This window comes from Brevibacillus laterosporus LMG 15441, from assembly GCF_000219535.2.
Taxonomy (GTDB): Bacteria; Bacillota; Bacilli; order Brevibacillales; family Brevibacillaceae; genus Brevibacillus_B; species Brevibacillus_B halotolerans.
Genome location: NZ_CP007806.1, coordinates 212,501 through 229,275, shown reverse-complemented (window position 1 = coordinate 229,275; position 16,775 = coordinate 212,501). Strand labels below are relative to the sequence as shown.

The window sequence follows — 16,775 nt, the reverse complement described above, 5'->3', positions numbered from 1 at the left end:
AAATTCCTCCAACATCATGTTATCTTTCGTTTGCCATTAGTATAGAAAAGGAATGTTTAGATGAGAATGGATGCCTGTTGAAATTAGCATGGATTATTGATGAACTTCTCTCGATATTCAGTAGGAGAGATACCAAGTTGTTTCTTGAACACTCTACTAAAATAAAACGGGTCAGCAATTCCAACCGTTTGCGCAATTTGTTGTACAGACGCTCCACTTGTAAATAGCATTTCTTGCGCCATGTTTATACGATGTTTTAATATGTATTCCGCTGGTCCCATACCTGCATGTCTTTTAAATACATAAGACAGTCGATTTCGATTCACGTTATGTTGTTCTGCAAGCGATGCTATTGTAAGGCTTTGATCATAGTATTCATGAATATAATGAGATACCCGTTCGAACAAAGTTTGTGATTCACAGCTATTCTGCCTATTCACAACACATAATAAGGTTTCATTCAGTACATCACGAAACAGCATTTCGGTCTGAAACATCGATATGCCACCAGGCTGATTATACACATGCCAAAGGCGCATAATTAATTCAATCAGACGAGGAGATTGACCCGTTGATAATTCAAAATGCTGATGGGAAAAGCTTGTCTCTTCTAGTTCTGAGTTATATATCCGGTATAAAACAAGGATATATTCCCAGTTTGTGTTACCGAACATTTTTTGAGCTAGTTTCATTCTTGCACCGCCATGCACAACTTTTCCTGGCGAAAAGATATAAGGCGTTCCATTAAATTGAAATTGTACCTTCCCTGTAAGTGGAAACACAAACCCAGGAAAAGAATCTGTATATTCAGCGTAAGGTACACCTGGATTTTTCGCATATCGATATACTCCTTCTACTTGAAAAGGAATGTGTGCCAAATGCTCCGCTAACTGATTAACATCGATTTTCACGTTGCATACCTCATTTCAATAGTCGTTTGCCAGTAATACGTAAGATCGATCGTTGTACATCCTGTGCAGCTTCTTGATCAGAAGCAGATGAGGACTCTTATTTATTTTACCATTATTGATAACGATTATCATTGTTAAGCTGTGCGGACAATAAAAATGCCGCACCCGCTAATGTTCAAACAGCGGGTAACGGCAAGTGTAAAGATAACTTTTCTGCTCACGGAACTTTGGACCAAAAAAAGACATCCTATTGGACGCTTTGGCTAGTTTTTTTCCTCCGACAAATATTGTTCAAGCTGATCAAAGGTCCCCCCGAAGCCCTGCTTCATGGAATCGAACATCCCCTCAAAGAAGTTGCGCTCTTCTTCAGTAGCATTGATCGGTCGGCTGTAAAGGGTTATTTGGGTTGTACCATTATTATCGCTCATCGTTACCTTATTTCGGATTTCGAGCGGGATCAAATCACTGAATGGAGGCCTGACAATGTTTCCTGCCTCATCCGAAAAGCAGTTGATCCAGACAATCTTCTCGGGAGCCTTGATCTCCTGGTACACAAATTTACCCCACATTCGACTGCCACCAGGAGCTTGCATACTGTAGTGGAAAAATCCGCCCTCACGAAAATCGAGATGCTTTACACTTATTTCAAACCCTTTCGGCCCCCACCAGTGCTTCAGGTGCTCTGCTTCAGTCCATACTTGGAATACAAGTTCGCGTGGCGCATGAATCTCACGCGTTATTACTAACTCTTTGCTTTCCGAGTTGGGCGTCATATCGATTCCTCCATCAATCAGTATTCACTTTTAATTTATTATAAGTGCTTGGACGAGATGCCGTGCCCAACCGCGATTACTGACACCGCCAATATTATTAAACAAAGTTAATGCCTTTAAACATATCCACCCAGTTAAATATATAAATCTAATCATTACGGACTTTATTTCAAGGCAACTACTTTGTTAATGCTTGTAAATACTTGCCGTTACTTATGATAAGGCTCACCATACCGTATCTAAAAACATAGCTTGTTATAGGTAGAAGGTAGTTATTACTGTTTGAAACTTTAATAATAATGAAGAGGCTACACTTTGTTGGTTAATCTTACAACTAACACACAGAGCTTATTTAACACAAGTAAAAACGCCCGAATTTTAAGCCATTCGGACGTTAAGTTTACTCATATGAATTATCAGGAACCATCTATAGAGACTTCATTTTATTCTATAGCTCTTGCCAACCACCAACATAAGTACCATCACCACGAACTAGTAATTCTCCTTTAAGGCTTATATTTTGCAAATTAATTATGTCTCTAATTCCCCAACTTAATTTAGCATTAACTATCGCTCTTACGTTTTTGCCCTCTGGGTCATTATAATAGTTTTCGTGATCAAGATGCCAAGCATTCAAAATATTACTCGTTTTCCACTTTGTATAAGGATTTTTTTCGTACCATGTAACTTTTTCTTTTTTGATTTTTACTTTTTGATAAAGGGTATAAGTCCACAACTCAACCCCAATTGCGCTTTCTAATGTATAGGTCGTGTAACCGGTAACTCTTTCTTCCTTCTCCTCTTTTGCTTGTGTACTTATTCCTCTATTCGAGCTTGGTTCAGTAGTCATATGGGTAGTCACTCTGATTTTACTTCCATCCTCAAATTCATGAACTTTTATAGCTTTTTCTCCATCAATCTTTCCTGATGTTTTTAGTCCCCCTTCTGCAAGAGCTTTTTTAATCTCTTCAGCTCTTAATGCCTGTACTACTGTTCCATCTCTGTTTAGAGCACCAGTTTCCATTAAAAAGGATAATTCTTTTGTATTTTGAGGAATAGTTTGTTTTGTTTCGCTTTCTGTTGCAAAAGTCGGTTGAACTAAACCAGTAACTAACACAGCAGACAATGCAATAGAACTAATCAACGATTTTTTCATTAAAATACACTCCTTATTTTTTATTGTTTATTTGGAACAAAGTGGTAAAATGTTTTTGAGGTGATGTTAACGTGAAAGCATTTTTTTTTAAACCGAGCGTTTTAGTTTTTTTAATAATTCTAATTACAGGAATTATTAATATCGCTCCAACAGATTTTTGGATGGCTTTTTTCAAATTACTTATTTTTTCAACTGTAATTGCCCTAGTTATTGAATGGATAAGCTCATTCTTTAAAAAAAGGTAAGATTCTTGAAACCTTCACTTCTGTGTATCTATAATGTCATCCTCGATAAATGAGACACCCATGTTGTAAACCTCCTAGAGGTCTTTAGTGAATAGCTGAACCACGGCTATATAATTATTACCCCAACAGGGTTTCGTATAAGTTTTCCGTACAGCTTACTCTTAACGACCAACTAGTGTCTAATCTTCTCAAAAATTACAATGTACTCATCTAATTGCTGACTCATTTGAAGTACGGCAGGGTGTATAAATGAGCCTTTTCTGTAATACAACATCTCTAATTCTTTACGGAGGAGTTCAATAAGCTTCTGTAAATCATTTTCGAGTTGAGAATTTTCTGTTTTCATATTCTGTAAGTGAGTGGTAAAATGAACTTGAGTAATATTTTTTGTTGCTCAAGATAGGGGCGTTCCGATGGTGTCCAAACTAACGGGAACGCTCCTTTTAGTTAACAATTCATATAATCCGATGGCGCTACCTCCTTTCTTCCTCCTATGTATTATTTTACCATTAGTTGCAGGGACTACCTTTATTTTTTTCTCGAAGAAACGCCTTTACATCTTCCTAAAAAATAGAACTCCCCATAAAAAAAGACGCTATTTTAAGCGCCTGAAAGTTTCAAATAATTAATGACCGGGGTCTCCTGTATATACTTTGATATGTCCTGAAACTATTTGATTCTCGGTTTGCCTTTCTATTGAAAATAAAAACGTCAATGACAATGAGGCTAAAATTATGGATGTTGCTACTACTATCTTTTTCATTACACTACCACCTTTTTATCATTAGACTTCTTGTTGATGACATTATAAACCTCAACCAACTTCCCTAAAAGGTCTAAATCAATTGGTTTCTGATATAAATAATGTATTGATAAAATTTCGCCTATAGTATGATGGATATCTTCATTGGAGTTAATTTGCTCATAAGAAACCATACTCCTTAAATAAGAGGATATTGCATCATTATATTTTCCTATTTCGACTTGCCAAGCGCCTTTTAGTTTAAAAAATCTTCCTATTTCTCGATGTTTGTGAGGTGTTTTCACACCCAAGCAAATTGACTTTTCTTCTGTATCTAATAATGTCTGTATTGATTCTAACTCTCCCAACTTAAAAAATGATTCCATCAAGTCATTTAAGATATGAACACGAGTATCATCTGTAGCCTCTAATAAACACTCTTGAAGAATTGGAATTGATTTTCCATACTCACCTTTTCCAAAATATATGTTAGCTCTTATGAATTTAGAACGCTCCTCAATGAATGTATAATCTAAACTTTCCGACATTTCTAAATGCTTCTCTGCGGACTGAAAATCTCCAGTATGAATAAAAGAGTTGATCATTGCATAAATTACTCTTTGCTTAAGCATACTTGTCCCTAAATCTAAATTGTATCCTGTTCGACCAAGTTCAATGCATCTGTCATATTTTTTTATGTTATGAGCATGTAACGACATTCTAAAATAGAATATTATCTTTTCTTCTTGGGAAAGAAAATCAACATAGTGCAGAACTTCTTCTCCTACTATAAACGATTCTTCCAAACGTTTTAAATCTTCTCTCTCAATTAAGTATTTTTGATATAACCCTTTGGCTATGTAATAGGGCAGTCCATGCACTCTGGCGTACGCAACAATAGTGGTATAAAGAGTTACCTTTGCATCGTTGTTCGTACTAGTGTTTGCAAGTGTATACAAAAAGTCTAACGATGAGCATGTTTCTTTCCTAATGTTTTCTAGGAATTTGATTGCTACTTTATTAATCAAAGAAGGATTGGAAATTTCAATAGCCTCTGATAAAAAATCATCATATAATCCATAACGGCGTTCTACCTGGATGCTATATTCAATTATGTCTTCATAAGGAATTTTTAAAATATCTGCGATAGGTTTCAAAGTCCTCAACTCTGGACTTTTTGTTTCACCACTTTCTATTTTAGAAATAACCCCTTTACTGATCCCAGTTACTCTGGACACTTCTGACAAACTGATGCCTATTTCCACTCTTTTTTTCTTTATCAGTTCCCCCAATGTTGTGAAAGTTAAACTTACACTCATATTAATCCCCTTCCATAATTTATATATAAACCTATTAATTCCTTTATTAATATTAACTTGATTCTAACTTTATTGTATATTTTTGTAAATAACAACGAAAAATAATAGATTGATTTACTTTTTTTTATGAAAGGGATATTGAAAGTCGAGGATTATTAATATCTCTAATAAAATATATCTTTCAACAATGGGTATCAAAAAAGAGGAGTACGGACTACGTTATGATGACATCTGTCAACGTATTGTAAATTCAACATCTAGGGTGGATTTATGGAAGTTTTCATCCCCATATTCGAATATGCACATGCTGAATGGATGTAAAGTATCCCCTTCCAAAGGCTACTAATCCAACAACTTTCTTATACTGACCAACAGATAAGTAAAGTAGAAGCTAACATCAAAAATATATCATTCTCTTTGAGAAAGACAAGATTTCTTCTTATATCGTTAAAGAGAAGCTTGCGGTATGAAAAGGAACTTGCAACCCTCAAAGAAACAAAGGAAACCGTCATATATGAATTATCCAAACCTACGATAAAAGAAGTTTCGGTAGATTGGATACAAAACATTCTTATTAATTTCTCACAGGTACTTTTTTAACGTATCACCTGAGAAACAAAAAGATTTACTGCACTCGATTATCAATCGTATTACAATAAAATTTTCTAACAACATTAAAGAGCATTTGTCTTCGATACATCTCTCCCCATAAACTTTGTGCCTATTTATGATACGGCCCTCCGTAATGTATATAGGCACAAAACCAAATTCGACCATAGGCTTGAGATATCCTAATACGATTAGAGAAATCAACCTGATTGATCTTATTTAGCTTTCTAATTGTTCGGATTCGCTTCCCAATTGTTTGAATATTAATCACCCCTATGTATAGTAAAATCCCGGTGACTTTATAAATCACCGGGACTGAACAAGCGGTTCATAACTTTTTTTACTGGTTCGTGACTTCTTTTATTGGTTCACGACTTTTTTGTTACCAGACAAAACCTCTATCTAAAATCCAAACCCTACTCCACCGTCACACTCTTAGCCAAGTTCCGTGGTTTATCCACATCCAAGCCACGAGCTGTAGACGCAAAGTAAGCAAGCAATTGCAATGGAATGACAGTTAATACAGGAGACAGGATCGGCAGTGTGCGTGGCACATATACCACTTCATCCACTGTTTTCTCCAATTCTGTATCTCCTTCAAACGCGAGACCTAGCGTGTAGGCGCCGCGGGCTTTGACCTCAACGATGTTGGAAACCGTCTTGTCAAATAGGTCTGGCTGGGTAGCCAGTGCGATCACTGGTACATTCTCTTCAATGAGAGCTAGGGTACCGTGTTTTAGTTCACCCGCTGCGTAAGCTTCGGAATGAATGTAAGAAATCTCTTTTAGCTTCAGGGAGCCTTCCAGCGTCACAGCATAGTCGAGACCTCGTCCGATGAAGAACAGGTTTTGAACATCCTTTGTTACAGAAGTAGCTACCTTGCGTAGACCCTCTTCCATTTCTAGAATGTTAGCTGTTTGAGTTGGAATTTCTAATAGGTGATCGACAATCTCAGCGATTTGTGCATCTGTTTGTGTGCCTTTTACCTGTGCAAGATAAAGCGCAAACAGATACAGAGCCAAGCTTTGGCATGTATAAGCTTTTGTAGAAGCAACCGCTACCTCTGGGCCTGCCCAAGTGTAGATAACCTCATCTGCTTCACGAGCTACTGAGCTTCCTACTACGTTGCTGACTGCCATTACTTTAACGCCTTGTTTCTTCGCTTCACGCAGAGCCGCGAGTGTATCTGCTGTTTCTCCTGATTGACTGATAACAACCACTAACGTCTTATCTGTGAAGATCGGGTCACGATATCTAAATTCTGAAGCGATCGCTACCTCGACAGGAATGCGTGTCAGCTTCTCAATGACTTCTTTCCCGATTAATCCAGCATGCATCGAAGTACCGCATGCTACGATATACATTCTGTCAAAAGTAGCTAACTCTTCTGGAGTCATTTTCATCTCAGGCAGTAGCACACGCTTGGTTTCCAAATCAATACGGGAGCCAATTGTATCTCGCATTGCTTTTGGCTGCTCATGAATCTCTTTTAACATAAAGGAGTCATAGCCGTCCTTCTCTGCTTGCACCAAGTCCCAATCCACATGGAAAATGTCACGCTCCACAGGCTCGCCTGTCTCTGCCACTGTCAACTGGATGTTATCGCGAGTTAAAACAGCCATTTCACCTTCATTTAAAATGTACATATCACGCGTATGCTCCAAAATAGCCGGGATGTCAGAGCCAATAAACGCTTCCCCTTCACCAATACCCACGATGAGTGGACTTGCTAAACGTACCGCAATTAATTTATCTGGTTCGTGCTCTGTCATGATACCAAGGGCATAGGCACCGCGCATTTTTTGTATAGCCTTACGCACTGTAGCTACGATATCGCCATTATATAGGTCGGACAATAGATGAGCGATGACCTCTGTATCTGTTTCAGACAGGAACTCATATCCTTTTGCTATCAATTCTTCCTTGATAGTCAGGTAATTTTCAATAATCCCATTATGAACAACTGCAAATTTATGCGTTTTGTCTAAATGAGGATGAGAATTTTCATCGGAAGGCTTTCCGTGTGTTGCCCAACGAGTATGGCCAATTCCAGCCATTCCCGCTAGCGGTCTGTCTCTTAGGCGCTCTTCTAACGTAGCAATCCGTCCCTTGGATTTTGCATGATCCAAACCTTGCTCCGTCATTACTGCTACACCTGCAGAGTCATACCCACGATATTCCAGCTTACGCAGACCTCCAATAACGATATCCTGCGCCTGTTTACTTCCAATATATCCAACGATTCCGCACATAGTAATAGAAACCCCTCTCTAATGGACAGGGGTACGACCCAACTGAATTTGCTAACGGGGTGTACCCCCGTCATTCCTTTGCAAATTTTTATCTATAAGGTAATTGTGAACATATCATACTCAGATTTTGTCCATAAAGTTGCCCCTATGTTTTGTAACTGAGCTTACGGTCCTGATACATGACCGGGAGGCATCCGCCGAACATTTCGATAAACCTCCACCTCGTCCACTGTGCTCCATGTCGGGCAGCCACAGTGCTGGCGCTTTTAAAAGATATCTGTGATCTTGAAAATGAAAATCCTCTCTCCCCTCCTTTTTCTGATATTCAAATCCTTTCTTACTTTAGCACAGCTTTGTGCGGGGGACAATATCTCTTTTCCGCTATGACCCTCATAAATTAATGATAAATGGCTAAGATTTCCCCACACTTTATGTTATGTAGGTGTAGGTATGAATGTGTTACTCAAAAAATGTAGCGGAAACGATCCCCTTGTCAGGGTTCAAAATCAAAAGCACATAAAAAAAGGAGCAGACATAAGCCGCTCCTTTTTTCTACCATTACTTTTATGCTAATTCCTTTTTAACAACCTCTACGATTTTTTGAACCATAACCTCTAGTTCATCAGCATCTGGCCCTTCTGCCATGACACGAACGATTGGCTCTGTGCCTGATGGACGAACCAACACGCGACCATTGCCCTGTAGACTTTCCTCTACCTCTTTAATCGCTTGCTCAATAGCTACGTTGCCATTTAGCTTTGTCTTATCCTCCACGCGCACATTTACTAATAGCTGCGGGAATTTCGTCATCATCTGTTTTAGCTCAGACAATGGTTTGCCTGTTTCCTTGATGATGTTAAGCAGTTGCAAACCTGTTAATAAGCCATCCCCGGTAGTATTGTAATCTAGGAAAATAATATGCCCAGATTGCTCTCCACCTAGGTTATAGCCTCCACGAACCATTTCTTCCATTACATAACGATCGCCTACAGCTGTGCGTGTACTATTAATGCCTTGTTCCTCCATTGCTTTAAAGAAGCCAAGGTTAGCCATTACGGTCGTTACTACGGTATTGTTGTTTAGTTTGCCCTTATGCTTAAGAGCACGCGCACAGATAGCCATTAAATAATCGCCATCCACCAGCTCACCATTCTCATCGACAGCTATACAACGATCTGCATCTCCATCAAAGGAAAGCCCCAATACAGCCTTATGCTTCACAACCTCTTCCTGTAAGCGTTCTGGATGTGTTGATCCGCATTGATCATTGATGTTGATACCATTCGGGCTTGCACCAATCGTAATTACATCTGCCTCTACATCTGCAAATAATCTGGCTGCCAAGGAAGAGACCGCTCCATTAGCGCAATCCAAAACGATTTTCATGTCCTCAAAACGCTCATTTACAGAACTTTTGAGATGAGACAGGTATTTCTGGCTGCCTTCCAGATAATCGATTACAGTACCGATTTTGTCCCCTGTAGGGCGCGGTAACGTATCCTCTGGAGTATCCAGATATTTTTCAATCTCATTTTCGTCTTCATCTGACAGCTTAAAGCCATCGTTACCAAAGAACTTGATTCCATTATCCTCAAATGGATTATGTGAAGCAGAAATCATGACACCTGCATCTGCCCCTAAAGCTTTGGTCAGATACGCTACGCCAGACGTAGAAATTACTCCCAAACGAACTACTTCTGCACCTACAGAGAGAAGACCTGCGATTAGAGCACTCTCCAGCATTTGACCAGAGATACGCGTATCGCGACCAATAACTACCTTTGGTTTACCTTCTTCTTTGTGTCTTGTCAGTACGTATCCACCATCTCGACCGATCTTAAAAGCCAATTCAGGTGTAAGTTGCGTATTAGCAACCCCACGTACGCCGTCTGTTCCGAAATACTTCCCCATCCTTGTCCCTCATTTCTTTCCTAGTACACGTAATAGGCTATGTTCCTACTGTTTTTTTGTGATTTCTACCGTGACCTGATGAAGTGCATTCGATGCTATCTTGAGATAATCTGGTAAATTGTTATTGTAAACCAGCGGGATCTCATGCACACCTACAGGCAGCGAGCTTACATCTGCTACAATTTGAATGTCATTTGCCGTGAGGTCTTTTAGGATGTTAGGAGCACCGATCACATCGAAGCTTGCTGTGCTTAATTCCTGTCCATCCGCTGTTACAACTTTGGCAACCAAATCTTCAGCGAGTCCAGTTACCCTTAATGGCACGTTCTCCAATTTTTTGGTTTCAGATGGCACTATTTTCAGTGTGACATCTAACGTATCTGGGTCAACTTTTACCACTTTTGGCGCCAACGGCATTTTTAGTTGAAGTACCCGATCTGAAGTAATATTTTTTAAATCAATTGATGGACCCGAGTAGATATCCATAGGCTTAATCACTTCATTTGGTCCGTATACCGTCACCTCTTGCGTGTTCATGGTGATACTAGCCAAACTATATCCATCTGGCAGCTCATTCGTCAAGTTTAATTTGAGCGGCACCATTTTGGACGGACTTGTCACCGGTATACTTACTTCAGCTACTAGCGGTGAGATTTCTGCGCCCGTCATCAGATTTCCTTGCTTGTCATACACTTTTAATTGGGCATTACTAGAAACAGTATCTATCGCTCCATCTACATTGACAGCAGCTTTTACTACGCCAATCTTCTTAACCTGACTCGCTGGAACAGTAACCAGTACGCGGAATGGTTTTACGATAGGCTGTTTTAACTCATACCCATCCGCTGCCTTGCCAATTTTCTCGACCTGGACATCCATTTCAACGGTTTGTTTTTCCTCTAATGTAACATCAATATAATCCGGTGTAATGGTCACTTTTGACCCATCGGGAAATCCGCGCGACTGTACCTGCAAACGATGCACTCCACTCGCTAAACCTCTAGCGTCTATAAATACCTCGTAGTTGTCAAAAATATTATATTTTAGAAAAGGATTGTTACTCTCCACTGCTACCTTAACCGATTGTAATTTGTTCGTAATCTCAAAATTATCGGCGTCATAATAAGCTTTGACCTTTGCACTCTCGATAATTCGAGTTGGCTGTACTGCTTCACTGGAATTGCCTTGCTCTGGCTCTAAGTTTACGATCATCCACAACATAATGGCCAAAAGTAGGGCAATTCCGCGGACAAACCAATGACTGTTTAACCATCTATCCATTTTTTCGCCCCCATTGCCAACGACTTGCCATGGATTTACTCTTCGCTTGTGGAGAGAGTCTGCTCAGCATTTTTTGTGCTAATAGCTCTTCGGTCAAGTTCCGCGTTATTTCTCCGTTGGTCGTTATCGAGACGTTACCTGTTTCCTCCGACACAATAATGGTAACACCATCGGAGACTTCACTCATTCCAATAGCGGCTCGGTGTCTTGTTCCAAGCTCTTTAGAAATGGAAGGATTCTCAGATAACGGCAGATAACAAGCTGCTGCTAACACCGTATCCTTACGCAAAATAACAGCTCCATCATGCAGAGGAGTATTCGGGATAAAGATATTGATTAACAACTCTGACGTGACTCGACCATTTATGGCGATTCCTGTTTCCACGTAATCATTTAGCCCTGTATCTCGCTCCACTACGATTAGAGCTCCAATACGGCGCTTAGCCATATATGTCACAGCCTTGCCGACTTCCTGAACCATTCGTTGTACGCTGTCTTCATCATCATTCGAGTAAGAGCGGGAGAATAATTTACCTCGTCCAATTTGCTCCAATGCACGACGCAGCTCAGGCTGAAAAATAATGACAACCGCTAATACTCCAAACGTAAAAGCTTGGGACATCAACCAGTGCAGGGTACGGAAATCAAAGTACTTGCTGAGTAACCAGGTAACGATAACTACCATAATTCCTCGCAAAAGTTGTACAGCACGAGTTCCGCGGACCAGCATGATTAGTTTATAAATCAAGTACGTGACTAAAAGAATATCTATTCCGTCACGCAGTATGTTCACGTAGTTTAAATACCCCATACCGCCGCCTCACATTCCTACTCCAATACTATCCAAGAATTCTGATTGGATTGTTTGCGGAAAAAAGCACGGCTTCTCATGCCGTGCTACTTCTCTTTCTTCTATTTTCCCCTAATGAGTCAATGGAAGCAAGTCATTTCCGATATTTTTCATTTCATACCATACCCAATCGAAAATCATTTCGATGGATTCTGTATCTCCTGCCACCTGAGCCGTAGAAGCTAAAAAGACTCTGCCATCAATAGCTACGACATTTCCCTTAACTTCACCTTCTACTTCTACGCTGCCATTGCGGACAATCAGGTCTCCCGTTAAGGTAGTCCCAGCCGGCACGACAACTACATTACGCTCTTTATCTATCTTTAGCTTATCCATATTAGATGATGTGATTTGCAGGGTGTTATCCCGATCAATCCAACTGGTAAACAAACTTCCTGTCATAAGAACAAAAAAGACTGCCGCTGCCGTTACGAATGGGTGGCGTCTCATCCAGTTTCCAAAGCTCTTACGCTTCGCTACCGGAGGCAACTGAGCCATAACGCGTGCAGTAAAATCACTTGGTGCTTGAATATGGGAGGCACTCTCCACATAGGCAATTACTTTTTGCAATTGTTGTAAATGTATACGGCATTCTTCACAGTTTAGCAGGTGCTGTTGAAGACGTTGATTCGATAGTTGATCGATATCTTTATCCAAAAACACATGGTTAAGCTGCTTCGCTTCTCTGCAATCCATCTGAATACGTCTCCTTTCAATTAAAATCGCAACTTATTTCGCAGTGCTTCTCTCCCACGATGAATTCTCGTTTTAATCGTTGTAATTGGTAATTGCAAGGCATCGCTTATTTCCTGCAATGATAAATCCTCAATGTAACGCAGCACCATGATAGACCGATACTTAGGATTTAACTTGGTTAGTGCGGCCTGCACCGTTTCTTGTAATTCTTGTACGACGACTTTTTCCTCAGGGGTTTTCTCATCGGAGGCTAGTCTGGAGTACCAATCTAGCCCTTCTAAATCTCCGCCCTGCTCTTCATCTAAAGAAAATTGTGGTTTTTTCTTTCTTCCCCGGTCAATACACAGGTTAGTGGCAATACGATATATCCACGTTGAAAAACGATAATTTTCATCATAGGAATGCAGATTGGCATAAACGCGCAAAAAGGTTTCCTGTGCAATATCTTCAGCCTCTTGGCGGTTGCCAACCATTCTGAAAGCTAGCTGAAAGATTTTATCCTTGTACATTTCCACCAGTTCCGCAAACGCTTCACGGTCATCCCGTTTCGCTCGTTCTACCAAGCGTCTCTCTACAAATTCCATGCCATCCTCCCTAGAATGTAACCCGTCTTCTAATACGAACTAAAGACGATTTAGTTTCAAATTTTACTGTTAAAGTTCTGCGGAATTTTTATCTTTTTATTATATAGGTAGTTTACCTTTTATTCTTGATTAAAACTGTGTGAAACCAGTCTTTATGAAAAGAATTTTATCATCATGTATAAAAAAGAACATAAATAAGCTGTTTTGTGCTATTTCCATACTATTAACGAAAGAGTAAGATACAAAAAAATATTCAAAAAGGAACGCGCGCTTAATTATTGTTACATCTTGTACCGTATTATCCATGTAAATTTGTATACAAAAGCGATTTTGCAGTACAAGCATCGCTCCGTCTATCACTCCCGAACTTTTGAACTCCGTGTACAATGGGTTGGTTTTTCAAGCCAGTGCCAAAACTCACCCTTTGACCTACCTCCACCTTTTCCAAATGTAAAGGCATCATGAAAAGACAATTGATTGGCTTACTTTAAGTATATAAGATATGAAACAAATAAACAAAAGACAGGAGAATGGAAGATACTTTTCCATCTCCTGTCTTACTCTTACAAAAGCTTATCTCCAAATACGGAGCTCATTAATGCAACCGCCACAGCAGCTGTTGCATTTTGTTGATCGAGAATAGGATTTACTTCTACAAATTCGGCTGAGGTTAAGACATTCGCTTCAGCTAAAATTTCCATAGCCAAATGCCCTTCTCGATACGAAATGCCTCCGATAACCGGTGTTCCTACTCCTGGAGCATATATTGGGTCTAAACCATCTAAATCCAAGCTCAGATGAACCCCGTCTGTTCCTTCTGTAACATATTCAATGGTTTCTTCCATAACACGGGTCATACCTAAGCGATCGATTTCGTGCATCGTGTATACTTTAATACCAAGTTCCTTGATTAATTCACGTTCACCAAGATCCAAATCTCTAGCTCCAATAATGACGACATGTTCTGGCTTTATCTTTGGACTATATCCCCCAATTTTAACCAACGCCTCATGCCCAATTCCCAACGAAGCAGCAAGTGGCATACCATGAATATTCCCAGAGGGAGATGTTAGACCTGTATTGATATCCCCATGAGCATCAAACCAAATCACACCAAGATTCTTTTTTGTCTGCGCAACCCCTGCAAGCGTTCCTAACGCTATGCTGTGATCTCCTCCTACAACTAAAGGAAACCGTCCATTTTCTATTTCTAGTGCCACCTTTGTTGCAAGTCTTTCATTAGCCTCTAACACCTGTTGTAAATACTTATGATTGTCAGTCTCTTCGAAATTTTCAGGTCTAATTACAGGAATATCTCCCAAATCCTTCACTGAGTATCCTAAACCCTCTAAACGCTTTACTACCCCAGCATACCTAATAGCGCTAGGTCCCATATCTACACCGCGACGATCCGCCCCTAAATCGAGAGGTACACCAATCAATGATATTTTTTTATTCATATGCGAGACTCCTTCCTTGGCGAAACAAAGTCTTCTAGCTTCTTAAGCTATATTGTAGACGGAAATAGGGCAATGACTCAACTCGACATTTTTTTGCATAGTTATGAATTTATTAAACAATTCATTAGCAAACAAAAAAGCAACTCAGATCAACTGAGTTGCTTTTCCTGTACTATTATGGAGCGGGTGATGGGAATCGAACCCACGCGACCAGCTTGGAAGGCTGGAGTTCTACCATTGAACTACACCCGCATTATGCATGGTCGGGAAGACAGGATTCGAACCTGCGACACCTTGGTCCCAAACCAAGTACTCTACCAAGCTGAGCTACTTCCCGACAATATGGCGTGCCCTGAGAGATTCGAACTCCCGGCCTTTTGATTCGTAGTCAAACGCTCTATCCAGCTGAGCTAAGGGCACATATATGGAGCGGACGACGGGTCTCGAACCCGCGACCTTCGCCTTGGCAAGGCGACGCTCTACCAATTGAGCTACGTCCGCAAACTAAAAATGGTGAGCCATGAAGGACTCGAACCTTCGACCCTCTGATTAAAAGTCAGATGCTCTACCAACTGAGCTAATGGCTCCCAATGGCTGGGGTACCAGGATTTGAACCTGGGAATGACGGAGTCAAAGTCCGTTGCCTTACCGCTTGGCTATACCCCAATAGGAATGGTGGGGAGAGACGGATTCGAACCGCCGAACCCTGAGGGAGCAGATTTACAGTCTGCCGTGTTTAGCCACTTCACTATCTCCCCATATGATGCAAAAATTTGCATTTTTAAAAACAAATGGTGGAGGATGACGGGATCGAACCGCCGACCCTCTGCTTGTAAGGCAGATGCTCTCCCAGCTGAGCTAATCCTCCAGATAAATGGTGACCCGTAGGGGATTCGAACCCCTGTATGACAGCGTGAAAGGCTGCTGTGTTAAACCGCTTCACCAACGGGCCATATATGGCTCCTCAGGACGGACTCGAACCGCCAGCCTACCGGTTAACAGCCGGTTGCTCCACCATTGAGCTACTGAGGAACAATATGAAAGAATTGTTCTTTCAAAACTAGATAATGAAAGTCAGCATAAAGGCAATGTGGATAAGTCCTCGACCGATTAGTATTCGTCAGCTCCATGCATTACTGCACTTCCACACCGAACCTATCAACCTCATCGTCTATAAGGGGTCTTACTAGCTTGCGCTATGGGAAGTCTCATCTTGAAGGGGGCTTCACGCTTAGATGCTTTCAGCGCTTATCCCGTCCGCACATAGCTACCCAGCTGTGCCACTGGCGTGACAACTGGTGCACCAGAGGTGCGTCCATCCCGGTCCTCTCGTACTAAGGACAGCTCTCCTCAAACTTCCTACGCCCGCGACAGATAGGGACCGAACTGTCTCACGACGTTCTGAACCCAGCTCGCGTACCGCTTTAATGGGCGAACAGCCCAACCCTTGGGACCTACTTCAGCCCCAGGATGCGATGAGCCGACATCGAGGTGCCAAACCTCCCCGTCGATGTGGACTCTTGGGGGAGATAAGCCTGTTATCCCCAGGGTAGCTTTTATCCGTTGAGCGATGGCCCTTCCATGCGGAACCACCGGATCACTAAGCCCGACTTTCGTCCCTGCTCGACTTGTAGGTCTCGCAGTCAAGCTCCCTTGTGCCTTTACACTCTACGAATGATTTCCGACCATTCTGAGGGAACCTTTGGGCGCCTCCGTTACTCTTTAGGAGGCGACCGCCCCAGTCAAACTGCCCACCTGGCATGGTCCTTCCACCCGATAAGGGCGGCAAGTTAGAAACTCCGTACATCAAGGGTGGTATCCCAACGACAGCTCCACGAAGGCTGGCGCCCTCGCTTCACAGCTTCCCACCTATTCTGTACATGATGCACAAAGTTTCAATACCAGGCTACAGTAAAGCTCCATGGGGTCTTTCCGTCTTGTCGCGGGTAACCTGCATCTTCACAGGTATTATGATTTCACCGGGTC

General features: G+C 41.1%; 12 protein-coding genes, 10 tRNA genes and 1 rRNA gene (1 of these 23 cut by a window edge). All 23 read right to left on the bottom strand.

What is annotated here, in order from left to right; translation table 11 throughout:
• Window positions 1–83 precede the first annotated feature (83 nt).
• On the bottom strand, window positions 84–911 hold the full coding sequence (locus BRLA_RS01250; protein ID WP_003333729.1) for a helix-turn-helix transcriptional regulator: 828 nt from the start codon (window positions 909–911) through the stop codon (window positions 84–86).
• A 263-nt stretch (window positions 912–1,174) separates the two neighbouring features.
• The gene (locus BRLA_RS01245) at window positions 1,175–1,684 is read right to left on the bottom strand and encodes an SRPBCC family protein (protein WP_003333732.1); all 510 of its coding nucleotides are present in this window, start codon (window positions 1,682–1,684) and stop codon (window positions 1,175–1,177) included.
• Between the two features lie 448 nt (window positions 1,685–2,132).
• The gene (locus tag BRLA_RS01240) at window positions 2,133–2,840 is read right to left on the bottom strand and encodes a hypothetical protein (RefSeq protein WP_003333733.1); all 708 of its coding nucleotides are present in this window, start codon (window positions 2,838–2,840) and stop codon (window positions 2,133–2,135) included.
• A 417-nt stretch (window positions 2,841–3,257) separates the two neighbouring features.
• Complete coding sequence (locus tag BRLA_RS22925) at window positions 3,258–3,431, bottom strand: aspartyl-phosphate phosphatase Spo0E family protein (RefSeq protein WP_081870792.1); 174 nt, start codon at window positions 3,429–3,431, stop codon at window positions 3,258–3,260.
• Window positions 3,432–3,847: 416 nt separating this feature from the next.
• Window positions 3,848–5,146, bottom strand: a complete 1,299-nt coding sequence (locus BRLA_RS01235) for a helix-turn-helix domain-containing protein (protein ID WP_003333734.1) — start codon at window positions 5,144–5,146, stop codon at window positions 3,848–3,850.
• A gap of 1,025 nt (window positions 5,147–6,171) precedes the next feature.
• On the bottom strand, window positions 6,172–8,007 hold the full coding sequence (glmS, locus tag BRLA_RS01230) for a glutamine--fructose-6-phosphate transaminase (isomerizing) (RefSeq protein WP_003333736.1): 1,836 nt from the start codon (window positions 8,005–8,007) through the stop codon (window positions 6,172–6,174).
• A 564-nt stretch (window positions 8,008–8,571) separates the two neighbouring features.
• Window positions 8,572–9,918: a phosphoglucosamine mutase gene (gene glmM, locus BRLA_RS01225; RefSeq protein ID WP_003333737.1), complete on the bottom strand. Its 1,347-nt coding sequence runs from the start codon at window positions 9,916–9,918 to the stop codon at window positions 8,572–8,574.
• A gap of 45 nt (window positions 9,919–9,963) precedes the next feature.
• Window positions 9,964–11,199: a CdaR family protein gene (locus BRLA_RS01220; protein WP_003333739.1), complete on the bottom strand. Its 1,236-nt coding sequence runs from the start codon at window positions 11,197–11,199 to the stop codon at window positions 9,964–9,966.
• Window positions 11,192–12,010 carry a diadenylate cyclase CdaA gene (gene cdaA, locus BRLA_RS01215; protein ID WP_003333740.1) on the bottom strand — a complete coding sequence of 273 codons (819 nt, stop codon included), beginning with the start codon at window positions 12,008–12,010 and terminating at the stop codon, window positions 11,192–11,194. Before cdaA ends, BRLA_RS01220 begins: the two co-directional genes overlap by 8 nt.
• Before the next feature lie 111 nt (window positions 12,011–12,121).
• A complete protein-coding gene (locus BRLA_RS01210; protein ID WP_003333741.1) occupies window positions 12,122–12,745 on the bottom strand; it encodes a zf-HC2 domain-containing protein in 624 nt (207 codons plus the stop codon).
• A gap of 20 nt (window positions 12,746–12,765) precedes the next feature.
• Complete coding sequence (sigW, locus tag BRLA_RS01205; RefSeq protein ID WP_003333742.1) at window positions 12,766–13,329, bottom strand: RNA polymerase sigma factor SigW; 564 nt, start codon at window positions 13,327–13,329, stop codon at window positions 12,766–12,768.
• A 563-nt stretch (window positions 13,330–13,892) separates the two neighbouring features.
• The gene (gene rocF, locus BRLA_RS01195) at window positions 13,893–14,789 is read right to left on the bottom strand and encodes an arginase (RefSeq protein WP_003333744.1); all 897 of its coding nucleotides are present in this window, start codon (window positions 14,787–14,789) and stop codon (window positions 13,893–13,895) included.
• A gap of 178 nt (window positions 14,790–14,967) precedes the next feature.
• Window positions 14,968–15,041, bottom strand: a tRNA-Gly gene (locus tag BRLA_RS01190).
• Window positions 15,042–15,049: 8 nt separating this feature from the next.
• Window positions 15,050–15,126: transfer RNA gene (locus BRLA_RS01185), tRNA-Pro, on the bottom strand.
• Between the two features lie 6 nt (window positions 15,127–15,132).
• Window positions 15,133–15,209: transfer RNA gene (locus tag BRLA_RS01180), tRNA-Arg, on the bottom strand.
• Window positions 15,210–15,214: 5 nt separating this feature from the next.
• A tRNA-Gly gene (locus BRLA_RS01175) sits at window positions 15,215–15,290 on the bottom strand.
• A gap of 10 nt (window positions 15,291–15,300) precedes the next feature.
• Window positions 15,301–15,376: transfer RNA gene (locus tag BRLA_RS01170), tRNA-Lys, on the bottom strand.
• 4 nt (window positions 15,377–15,380) lie between these two features.
• A tRNA-Gln gene (locus BRLA_RS01165) sits at window positions 15,381–15,455 on the bottom strand.
• Between the two features lie 7 nt (window positions 15,456–15,462).
• Window positions 15,463–15,547, bottom strand: a tRNA-Tyr gene (locus BRLA_RS01160).
• A gap of 34 nt (window positions 15,548–15,581) precedes the next feature.
• Window positions 15,582–15,657, bottom strand: a tRNA-Val gene (locus BRLA_RS01155).
• Between the two features lie 7 nt (window positions 15,658–15,664).
• Window positions 15,665–15,741, bottom strand: a tRNA-Glu gene (locus BRLA_RS01150).
• Between the two features lie 5 nt (window positions 15,742–15,746).
• Window positions 15,747–15,821, bottom strand: a tRNA-Asn gene (locus BRLA_RS01145).
• 58 nt (window positions 15,822–15,879) lie between these two features.
• Window positions 15,880–16,775, bottom strand: a 23S ribosomal RNA gene (locus BRLA_RS01140) (it continues 2,034 nt past the right edge of the window).